This window comes from Massilia brevitalea, from assembly GCF_030711405.1.
GTDB classification, from domain to species: Bacteria; Pseudomonadota; Gammaproteobacteria; order Burkholderiales; family Burkholderiaceae_D; genus Telluria; species Telluria brevitalea.
This window is the reverse complement of sequence record NZ_JAULSI010000050.1, coordinates 23689-33243: the sequence shown is the minus strand read 5'-3', so window position 1 is coordinate 33243 and position 9555 is coordinate 23689. Positions and strand designations below refer to the sequence as shown.

The window sequence follows — 9555 nt, the reverse complement described above, 5'->3', positions numbered from 1 at the left end:
AATCTTCTTCTTGCAAAACGGGTGGAGTCCATAGATACGGTTACCAATACCGGACGCAGTACTGGATGATTCAACCCCATAAAAACGAGGAGACAACGTGTCAAATAAAGCAAACACCACCCGCCGCCACATCCTGCTCGGCGCCGCCATGCTCTCCGCCGGCCTGGCTGCCGGCGCTGCACACGCTGCCGAACCCCTGAAGGTCGGCCTGATCGTCCCCATGTCCGGCCCTTTCGCCTCCACCGGCCGCCAGGTCGACGCCGCGGTCAAACTCTTCCTCCAGCAAAACGGCAGCACCGTCGCCGGCCGCCAGGTGCAGATCATCCTGAAGGACGACGGCGGCGTCTCCCCGGACGTCACCAAGCGCCTGGCCCAGGAACTGGTCGCGCGCGACAAGGTGCAGGTGCTGGCCGGCTTCGGCCTGACCCCGCTGGCCTTTGCCGCCGCCCCGGTCGCCACGCAAGCCAAGGTGCCGATGATCGTCATGAACGCCGCCACCTCGGTGATTCCGCAGCGCTCGCCCTACATCGTGCGCAGCGGCTTCACGCTGGCGCAAGTCACCGCGCCGATGGCCCAATGGGCGGCAAAGAACAAGATCAAGTCGGTGGTCACCTTCGTGTCCGACTACGGCCCCGGCATCGATGCCGAAAAGGTCTTCGTGAAAGACTTCAGCGCGGCCGGCGGCAAGATCGTCGCCTCGCTGCGCGCACCGCTGCGCAATCCCGACTACGCGCCGTTCCTGGCACGCGTGAAGGACGCCAAGCCCGACGCCGTGTTCGTGTTCGTGCCGTCCGGGGAGGGCGCCGCCGTCCTGAAGCAGTTCACCGACCGCGGTCTTGCCGCCGCCGGCATTCGCCTGATCGCCACCGGCGACGTGCTCGATGACGACCTGATGCCGAGCATCGGCCCGGCCGCGCTGGGCGTGGTCAGCAGCCACCACTATTCGGCCGCCCACCCGTCGCCGGAAAACAAGGCCTTCGTTGCCGCCTTCACCAAGGCGAACAAGGACATGCGCCCGAATTTCCACGCCGTCGGCGCGTATGACGGCATGCAGATGCTGTACTTGGCCCTGAAGAAAACCAACGGCGACAGCACCGGGCCGAAACTGGTGGAGGCGATGAAGGGCCTGTCGTGGAACAGCGTGCGCGGGCCGGTGAGCATCGATCCCGCCACGCGCGATATCGTTCAGACGGTGTATATCCGCAAGGCGGAGCAGGTCGATGGCGGGATCTACAACGTCGAATTCGACAAGGTGGAAAAGTTCAAGGACCCGGGTGTGGAGTGATGAACGGCTCCCGGGTCTTGCCACCGCAAGTCCGGGACACTCCCCGTAGGGTGGGCACTCGTGCCCACGCGGATTTAACACACCGATAACGGCACAGGCAACAGCCCACGTGCGTGCGCAATCGGTTTTCCATTGGGGGCGGTGGTGATCACGTGATGAGACCGCGTGGGCACAAGTGCCCACCCTACAACGTCAACGGCGCACGGCTCTGTTCGTTGTTCTCGCGCACCAACTTCCCCAGCAGCGCCATGAACTGCTCACGCTCCTGCGCATCAAGCGGCGCCAGCAACCGATCCCGCAACCGCTGCGCCCCCGGCCCCAGCCCCTGCAACAGCCGCGTCCCCGCCACCGTAATGGTCAAGGCCCGCTGCCGCCGGTTATGCGGCAACACCTTCCGCTCCAACAAACCCTTTTCTTCCAGCCGTGCACACACCGTCGCCCCGGTCGAGGTATCGATCGCCGCCAGCCCCGCCAGCGACACCTGGTCGATCCCCGGATGCTCCGCCAGCCGGCTCAAAATCGCATACTGCACCGGCGTCAATTCGTCGCCCATCTCGTCGTAGAACAGGGACACCGAAATCTGCTGCGCCCGCCGCAGCAGGTGGCCCGGATGTTCGTACAAGTCCAGCATCGAGCCCTGGTTGTCGCGTGCTTTTTCTGTCGCCATATTTCCCATTCAAATCTGGTGCGCTGCACCATCGAAAAGTGTGAAAAGCCAGTTTACTTTGTCCCGCAAACGCGTGATACTTTTTTCTACATTCAGTGCACTGAAGATTAAACCATCAAGGAGACAACGATGTTCCCGAAAAACGCCTGGTACGTAGCCTGCACCCCCGACGAAATCGACGGCAAACCCCTCGGCCGGCAGATCTGCGGCGAAAAGATCGTGTTCTACCGCGGCCAGGGCGGCAAGGTCGCCGCCGTCGACGACTTCTGCCCGCACCGGGGCGCGCCACTGTCGCTGGGTTTCGTCCGCGACGGCAACCTGGTCTGCGGCTACCACGGCCTGGAGATGGGCTGCGAAGGCAAGGCCATCAGCATGCCCGGCCAGCGCGTGCGCGGCTTTCCCTGCATCCGCAGCTACGCCGTCGAAGAGCGCTACGGCTTCATCTGGGTCTGGCCAGGCGACAGGGCGCTCGCCGATCCCGCCACCATCCACCACCTGGAATGGGCGGAGAACCCCGAATGGGCCTACGGCGGCGGCCTGTACCACATCAACTGCGACTACCGCCTGATGGTCGATAACCTGATGGACCTGACCCACGAGACCTACGTCCATGCGTCCTCGATCGGCCAAAAGGAAATAGACGAGGCGCCGGTGACCACCAGGCTCGAAGGCGAGCAGGTGGTGACCAGCCGCTTCATGGAAAACATCATGCCGCCGCCGTTCTGGCAGGCGGCCCTGCGCGGCAACGGGCTGGCCGACAACGTGCCGGTCGACCGCTGGCAGATCTGCCGCTTTGACGCCCCGAGCCACGTGATGATCGAGGTCGGCGTGGCGCATGCGGGCCAGGGTGGCTACCATGCGCCGGCCGAACAGAAGGCGTCGAGCATCGTGGTCGACTTCATCACGCCCGAAACCGAGACCTCGCACTGGTACTTCTGGGGCATGGCGCGCCACTTCAAGCCGGACGACCAGGCGCTGACCGACACCATCCGTACCGGCCAGGGGAAAATCTTCAGCGAAGACCGCGAGATGCTCGAACTGCAGCAGCAGAACATCCTGCGCCACCCCGAGCGCAAGCTCTTGATGCTGAACATCGACGCCGGCGGCGTGCAGTCGCGCCGCATCATCGATCAATGGCTGGCGCGCGAGCAGCCGCAGACGCAGGAGGCTGCGGTATGAGCACCATCGAAGTCAAGGTTGCGAACCGTGTCTGCGAGGCCGACGGAATTTGCAGCTACGAACTGGTGCGCACCGATGGCGCCAGTCTGCCGCCGTTCGAGGCCGGCGCCCACATCGACGTACACCTGGCCGGGAACCTGATCCGCCAGTACTCGCTCTGCAACGCGCCGGGCGAAACCCACCGCTACCAGATCGGCGTGCTGCGCGATACCGGTTCGCGCGGCGGTTCGCAGGCCATGCACGACCATGTGGAGATGGGGTCGGTGCTGCAGATCAGCGCGCCGAAGAACCATTTTCCGCTGGTCGAGGCGCAGCGTACCGTGCTGCTGGCGGGCGGGATTGGCGTGACGCCGATCCTGGCGATGGCCGAGGCACTGGCGGCCAAGGGGGCCGCCTTCGAGATGCATTACTGCGCGCGCTCGCCGGAGAAGGCGGCGTTCAAGGAGCGCCTGGCTACTTGCGGCTTCGCGGCGCAGGTGCAGTTTCATTACGACAGCGGCGAGGAGGGGCAGAAGCTGGAGCTGGCGACGCTGCTGGCGAAGCCGGAAGCGGGCACGCATGTTTATGTCTGCGGTCCGCAGGGTTTCATCGCGTATGTGCTGGATACCGCCAAGGCGCAGGGCTGGCCGGCGGCGCAGCTGCATGTGGAGTATTTCAGTGCGGCGGCGGTGGATACCAGCGGCGATGGATCGTTCGAGGTCAGGCTGGCGTCGAGTGGGCGGACCTTGACGATCCCGGCCGGGAAAACGGTCATCAAGATACTCGAAGAGCAGGGCGTCGTGATTCCGTATTCCTGCGAGGAGGGCGTATGCGGCACCTGCCTGACGCGCGTGATCGAGGGCGTGCCGGATCACCGCGACATGTATTTGACTGAAGAGGAGCAGGCGACGAACGATCAGTTTACGCCGTGTTGTTCAAGGGCGAAGACGCCGGTGCTGGTGCTGGACTTATAGAATCGGGAACGTTTCGCGTACGGTGGGCACTCCGTGCCCACGCGGTTACGTGCGTTTGCTTGCACCAGCTGCAGTGAGGTGTCGCCCGCAAAATTATCTCTGTGCCCACGTCATGACCCTACCGGGTGGTGTTTCGACGTGCCAATGCCGTACCGCGTGGGCTCGAGAGCCCACCCTACACAATCAACGAAATCAAACCGGGCGGGTTTGGGTGCCGGCGCCCCGGGTCACGTGCAGCATCCGGCTTGGAGTGCGGACCTTGGCGGTGTGCCAGACGCCGCGTGGCACGACTACGGCGCCGGTGCCTTCCACGGCGATGTGCTCGATGCTGCCATCGCGCTCCAGCAGCAACTCGACGGCGCCCGACAACAGGTAGACGAATTCATCGCCCTCGGGATGCATCTCCCAGGTCGGCCAATCCGCAGTGAATTCGTATTCGCTGATCAGCCAGCCCTGGCCGTTTCCGTCCGACCCGGCTGCGGGCTGCTGCCAGAAGTCCTCGGCGGACAAGGCCTGCGCTGCGCCGTCTTCTGCAAGATGAACATAGGAGTGCTGTGGATGCAAAACCATGAACGCTCCGATGGATGCAAGGGAAGTCACGTCATCCTAGCATCCCATCAGCAGCCGCAATCAAATCCAGGTAACAAACCCCACCACCGCCTCCTGGAACGCCTGAGGCTGCTCCACCGCGCTCAGGTGCGATGCCTCCTGCAGCACCACCAGGCGCGCCTCGGGAATGCCGTCGGCCAGCGCCTGCGCCATCGCCACCGGCGTGCCCTGGTCCAGCTCACCCGCAATCACCAGCGTCGGCACGGCGATCGACGACAAGCGTGAAGCCGTATCCACCTTGCCGACCGCATTGCAGCAGCCGACGTAGCCCACCGCATCGGTGCTCACCACGCGGCGGCGGAAGCGCGCCACGGTACCGGGCTTCTGCGCGCGGAAGCCGTCGTGGAAGTAGCGCCCCATGACCGCATCGGCAATCGCCTCGATCCCCTGTTCGCGCACGGTGGCGATGCGCTGTTCCCACACGGCCTGCGCCGCCTCCGGATAGCCCCCCGTCGTATTCGCCAGCACCAGGGCGCGCACCAGCGCAGGATGGCGCAGCGCCAGCTCCTGGCCCACCATGCCGCCCATCGACAGGCCGACCCACACCACCGGCCCGGTATCGAGCTCGCGCAACAGGCGCGCCGCGTCGTCGGCCAGTTCGGCCATCGAATACAGGGCATCGGGCGCGTCCGAACTGCCATGCCCGCGATGGTCGTAGGCGATCACGCGGCAATCCGCAGTCAGGGTATTGGCCAGCGCGTCCCACATGGTCAGGTCGCAGCCCAGCGCGTGGCTGAGCACCACCGTGTGGCGCGGCGCCTTGCCGTTACGCGGTTCGCGCACGCTGTAGTGCAGCACCGGGCTGCTGGCGGTGCGGCCTTCGCGCCCGATGCCGCTGTGGCTCGCATCCGCCGGCGCCGCGGGCGCCAGCACGTACCCGATCTGCTCGCCCACCTCGCGCAAGATCGCCAGCGTGTGCGTAAAGGCGGTGTTCGCCGCCGGCACGCCGGCGTAGATGGCCGACTGCATCAGGATTTCCTTGATCTCGTCGGGCGTGAGGCGGCTGCCTTCGTCGCCCAGCAACGCCGCGCGCACGTGCAGCTCGAATTCTTCCCAGCGTCCGAGCGCAATCGTGATCGACAGGACGATCGCACGGCGGGTCTTGTGGTCGAGGCCGGGACGGCCCCAGATCTCGTTCCAGGCAAAACGGGTAATCAGGTTCTGGAAGTCGGCGTTGAAGCCGGTGGCCTTGTCCAGCGAACGGTCGACCCAGGCGTCGCCGAGGACATTGCGGCGGTTCTGCAGGCCGCGTTCGAAATCATGGTCAATCGGATCGAAACTCATGGTGATGGATCACTCGTGAAAGGGATGATGGTGGCTGAAGGCAGCCATGTCGGTGCGCAGGCCGGCCAGCTGGCGTTCTGCCAGGCGGCGCGCGGGCAGGGCGGCGGCAACGGGGTCGAAGATGTCGGCAAGCTTGTCGAGGTCGACGTGCGAGGCGAGGGCGGGATTGGCCTGCACCGCGTCCTTCAACAATTCGTCCAGCCCGCGCTTGCCGCCCGCGGCGCGGCCGCTCAGGTCTTCCAGCAGCGCATGCGCCTTCGGGCGGCCGACGGCCGAGGCCAGGAAGTTTGAGGCCGCTTCCGCAAACACCAGCCCATGCAGGGCGTGGATGTTCGCCAGCATGCGCTCGCTGTCGACCTTCAGCCCGGCAAAGGCTTCGTCCAGCGCGCGCAGGGCGCCGTGCGCCGACAGGAACAGCTGCGGCCACTCGGCCAGCTCCGCCTGCCAGTTGCCGAGCCCGCGCTCGTGTTCCTGATTCATGCAGGCCAGCAGCGCCGCCGCATGCTGGGGCGTGCGGCGCGCCGCGGCAATCGTGATCATCGACGACACCGGATTGCGCTTGTGCGGCATGGCCGAGGAGCCGCCACGACCGCCGCCGGATGGCTCGGCCAGCTCGCCGATCTCGCCCTGCGCCATGAGACTCAGGTCGGTGGCCAGCTTGCCCAGGCTGCCGGTGAGCACGGCCACTTCCATGCCGAGGCGCACCCACTCGTCGCGCTGGGTATGCCAGGCGGCGTCGGCCAGTTTCAGGCCCAGCGTGCGCGCCATGCGTTCGGCTACGGCATGCCCAGCTTCGCCCATCACCGACAGGGTGCCGACCGCGCCGCCCAGCTGCAGTTGCAGCGCGCGTGACGCGGCCTCGCGCATCCGCATCCGCGCGCGCACCAGCGGCGCCAGCCAGCCGGTGGCCTTGAAGCCGAGGCTGGTCACCTGGGCCGGCTGCATCAGCGTGCGCGCCAGCACCGGCGTGGCCAGGTGATCCTCAGCCAGCTGCAGCAGATGGCCGCACAAATCGTGCAGACCGTCGTCCAGCAGTTGCAGGGCCTCGCGCGTGACCAGCACCATGGCGCTGTCGATCACGTCCTGGCTGGTGCTGCCCCAGTGCACGTGGCGCGCCGCCGCTTCGTCGTACAGGCCGACGGTCCTGGTCAGTTCCTTCACCAGCGGAATGGCGAGGCTGCCGGCGCGGCGGCCGGCGACGATCAGGGCCGGGATGTCGTAGAGCTGGGCGTTGCACACGCCGGCAATCGCGCTGGCGGCGGCCTGCGGAATCAGGCCCTCCTCGGCCTGGGCCCTGGCCAGGGCCGCCTCGAAACGGAACATGGCCTGCACGACCGCCGCGTTGTCGAAGGCGGCGATCATGTCGGGCGTGGTCAGGAAACTGTCGAAGATCGACACACTCATGCAGGCTCCCGTGGTTGAAACGTAGGCTTATGCATAATCGAAGAAGACGGTTTCCTTCTCGGTCTGCATCCAGATGTCCCAATGATACTGCTCGTCGCCGGTCTTCCGCGCCAGCAGGGTGGCGCGGCGCTCCTCCGGCACCTGGTTCAGGATGGTCGACTGGGCCAGGCCCGTATCGTCCTCAAGGAAGACGGCGCTGAACTGGTGCTTGACCAGGCCGCGCGCAAACACGGTCACGTACATGACCGGCTCGCCGCGTGTGGCCGGCTGCGGCAGCGGCACGCGCATGCTGAATTCGCCGTCGGCGCCGCTCGGCACGCGGCGGAAACCGGGAATCGCCTGCTCGGCTTCAATGGCGGCGCCGTCCGGCATCCAGGCTTCGATCTGGGCGTCGTTGATCGGGTTGCCGTCGCCGTCGTAGATCACGCCGCTGACCAGGATGCTGGGGCCGTCGATCTTCAGGGTGCCGGGCTGCGCGGCGTCGGTGGCCCACTTCCAGGCTTCGTGCGAAAAGGGGCCGATGGTTTGCGACGTAGTGATTTGGCTCATTGTGTTCTCCTTACAGGCCCATCGGCGTGGCGTTGCGTCCGCGCAGGACGATGTCGAATTCGTAGCCGAGCATCTCGGCGCCCACGGTCTGCTCCAGGCTGAAGCGCGACACCAGGCGCTGGCGCGCCGCTTCGTCGGGAATACTCTGGAAAATCGGGTCGTAGTCGAACAGCGGGTCGCTCGGGAAGTACATCTGCGTCACCAGGCGCTGGGCGTACACGTTGCCGAACAGGGAGAAGTGGATGTGGGCCGGGCGCCAGGCCTTGTCGTGGTTGCCCCAGGGGTACGGGCCGGGCTTGATGGTGACGAAGCGGTAACGGCCATCGTCGTCGGTCAGCATCTTGCCGAGGCCGTAGAAATTCGGGTCGAGCGGGGCGGCGTGCTGGTCGCGGCTGTGCCAGTAGCGGCCGGCCGAGTTGCATTGCCAGACTTCGACTAGCGAATTGCGCACCGGCTTGCCGTCTTCATCGAGCACGCGGCCGGTGACGACGATCTTCTCTCCCAGCGGCTCGGATTCGCCATGCGCCGTCAGGTCGGCGTCGTGCGGCAGCAGGATGCGCGGAGTGGCGGCAATGTTCTGCGATACCGGTACAGGCGCCTCGATGCGCAGGTTCGGCTGCAGGGGGCCGCGCTTGACGGTGGATTTATACGGGGGATAGATGAGTTCCGGCCAGGTGCCCGGTTCGACGGTATCGAATTTCACGGCGTGTCTCCTTCGTATGGTCTTGTGATGACAAAAATCGTAGATAAACCCGCAAGTCATCGCAAGCGGCAAGCAGCTGACTGCATTCGCCCTGCGCACACATTGTGCGATACTCGCACAAATCCACTTTTATTTGACGCGATGGCCCAAGAATCGGACTTGCCGCTCGAACGCGACCTCGTCGCCGGTCTCGAAAAAGGCTTGAAGGTCATCGAGGCCTTCGACCAGGAACGCTCGCGCCTGACGATTGCCGAGGTGGCCGAGGCCACCGGCCTGACCCGCGCCGCCGCCCACCGCTACCTGATCACGCTCACCCACCTCGGCTACATGCGCCACGAAAACAAGCTGTTTTCGCTGACGCCGGCCGTGCTGCGCCTCGGTCAGTCCTACCTGCACTCGGCGCGCCTGCCGCGCATTGCCCAGCCGCTGCTGTACCGGCTGGCCTATTCGCTGGGCGAGGCGGCATCGGTGGGCGTGCTCGACCACGACCAGCTGGTGTGCGTGGCGGCGGTCAGCGCCGGGCAGCTGGTGTCGGCCACGCTGCAGCCCGGTACGCGCGTGCCGGCCTATTGCACGGCAAACGGGCGCATGCTGCTGGCCAGCCTGCCGCAGGGGCAGATCGAACGGTTCCTGGATCGCGCCGAGCCGGAGCAGATCACGCAACACACCATCGTCAACAAGGAGCGCCTGGCCCTGGAAATCGCGCGGGCGCGGGCGCAGGGCCATGCGCTGGTCGACCAGGAGCTGGAACTGGGCCTGCGCACGGTGGCTGTCCCGCTGCGCAACTTCCGCGGTGAGGTAGTGGCTGCGATGAACGTCAGCGTGCACGCCGGAAGGCTGCCGGTGGAGCAGATGGTCGAGCGTTGTTTGCCGGCGATGATCAAGATACAGGTGGAACTGGGCGCGCTGCTTTGAGCCGTCC

General features: G+C 65.8%; 10 protein-coding genes. 4 read left to right on the top strand and 6 right to left on the bottom strand.

Going from position 1 to position 9555, the window contains the following annotated elements:
• Nucleotides 1-148 precede the first annotated feature (148 nt).
• On the top strand, nucleotides 149-1285 hold the full coding sequence (locus tag QWL29_RS23225; RefSeq protein ID WP_305825222.1) for an ABC transporter substrate-binding protein: 1137 nt from the start codon (nucleotides 149-151) through the stop codon (nucleotides 1283-1285).
• A gap of 184 nt (nucleotides 1286-1469) precedes the next feature.
• Here QWL29_RS23225 and QWL29_RS23220 read toward each other — a convergent pair whose 3' ends face one another.
• Complete coding sequence (locus tag QWL29_RS23220) at nucleotides 1470-1952, bottom strand: MarR family winged helix-turn-helix transcriptional regulator (protein WP_305825220.1); 483 nt, start codon at nucleotides 1950-1952, stop codon at nucleotides 1470-1472.
• Nucleotides 1953-2081: 129 nt separating this feature from the next.
• On the opposite strand from QWL29_RS23220, the gene QWL29_RS23215 reads away from it, so the two are divergent.
• Nucleotides 2082-3131: a Rieske 2Fe-2S domain-containing protein gene (locus QWL29_RS23215; RefSeq protein WP_305825219.1), complete on the top strand. Its 1050-nt coding sequence runs from the start codon at nucleotides 2082-2084 to the stop codon at nucleotides 3129-3131.
• Entirely contained in the window at nucleotides 3128-4084 is a 957-nt protein-coding gene (locus tag QWL29_RS23210) for a PDR/VanB family oxidoreductase (RefSeq protein ID WP_305825218.1), read from the top strand. The genes QWL29_RS23215 and QWL29_RS23210 overlap by 4 nt, the downstream gene beginning before the upstream one ends.
• Nucleotides 4085-4276: 192 nt before the next feature.
• Here QWL29_RS23210 and QWL29_RS23205 read toward each other — a convergent pair whose 3' ends face one another.
• Genes QWL29_RS23205 through pcaH form a run of 5 tightly spaced genes read right to left on the bottom strand, consistent with a single transcriptional unit; the run spans nucleotide 4277 to nucleotide 8633 of the window.
• A complete protein-coding gene (locus QWL29_RS23205; RefSeq protein ID WP_305825217.1) occupies nucleotides 4277-4654 on the bottom strand; it encodes a cupin domain-containing protein in 378 nt (125 codons plus the stop codon).
• A gap of 60 nt (nucleotides 4655-4714) precedes the next feature.
• Nucleotides 4715-5977 (bottom strand): bifunctional 4-carboxymuconolactone decarboxylase/3-oxoadipate enol-lactonase PcaCD, encoded by a 1263-nt coding sequence (gene pcaCD / locus QWL29_RS23200; protein ID WP_305825216.1) that lies wholly within the window; start codon nucleotides 5975-5977, stop codon nucleotides 4715-4717.
• A 9-nt stretch (nucleotides 5978-5986) separates the two neighbouring features.
• A complete protein-coding gene (pcaB, locus tag QWL29_RS23195) occupies nucleotides 5987-7381 on the bottom strand; it encodes a 3-carboxy-cis,cis-muconate cycloisomerase (RefSeq protein WP_305825215.1) in 1395 nt (464 codons plus the stop codon).
• Nucleotides 7382-7408: 27 nt separating this feature from the next.
• The gene (locus tag QWL29_RS23190) at nucleotides 7409-7930 is read right to left on the bottom strand and encodes a peptidase associated/transthyretin-like domain-containing protein (protein WP_305825214.1); all 522 of its coding nucleotides are present in this window, start codon (nucleotides 7928-7930) and stop codon (nucleotides 7409-7411) included.
• Nucleotides 7931-7940: 10 nt separating this feature from the next.
• Nucleotides 7941-8633 (bottom strand): protocatechuate 3,4-dioxygenase subunit beta, encoded by a 693-nt coding sequence (gene pcaH / locus QWL29_RS23185; protein WP_305825213.1) that lies wholly within the window; start codon nucleotides 8631-8633, stop codon nucleotides 7941-7943.
• A gap of 141 nt (nucleotides 8634-8774) precedes the next feature.
• Between pcaH and QWL29_RS23180 the strand changes: the two genes are divergently transcribed.
• Nucleotides 8775-9548 carry an IclR family transcriptional regulator domain-containing protein gene (locus QWL29_RS23180; RefSeq protein WP_305825212.1) on the top strand — a complete coding sequence of 258 codons (774 nt, stop codon included), beginning with the start codon at nucleotides 8775-8777 and terminating at the stop codon, nucleotides 9546-9548.
• The last annotated feature ends 7 nt before the right edge of the window (nucleotides 9549-9555 follow it).

Coding starts and splice junctions, on each gene's coding strand:
- QWL29_RS23225 (WP_305825222.1), top strand. CDS start 149: ATGCTCTCCGCCGGCCTGGCTGCCGGCGCTGCACACGCTGCCGAACCC.
- QWL29_RS23190 (WP_305825214.1), bottom strand. CDS start 7,930: ATGAGCCAAATCACTACGTCGCAAACCATCGGCCCCTTTTCGCACGAA.
- pcaCD (WP_305825216.1), bottom strand. CDS start 5,977: ATGAGTTTCGATCCGATTGACCATGATTTCGAACGCGGCCTGCAGAAC.
- pcaB (WP_305825215.1), bottom strand. CDS start 7,381: ATGAGTGTGTCGATCTTCGACAGTTTCCTGACCACGCCCGACATGATC.
- QWL29_RS23215 (WP_305825219.1), top strand. CDS start 2,082: ATGTTCCCGAAAAACGCCTGGTACGTAGCCTGCACCCCCGACGAAATC.
- QWL29_RS23205 (WP_305825217.1), bottom strand. CDS start 4,654: ATGGTTTTGCATCCACAGCACTCCTATGTTCATCTTGCAGAAGACGGC.
- QWL29_RS23220 (WP_305825220.1), bottom strand. CDS start 1,952: ATGGCGACAGAAAAAGCACGCGACAACCAGGGCTCGATGCTGGACTTG.
- QWL29_RS23210 (WP_305825218.1), top strand. CDS start 3,128: ATGAGCACCATCGAAGTCAAGGTTGCGAACCGTGTCTGCGAGGCCGAC.
- QWL29_RS23180 (WP_305825212.1), top strand. CDS start 8,775: ATGGCCCAAGAATCGGACTTGCCGCTCGAACGCGACCTCGTCGCCGGT.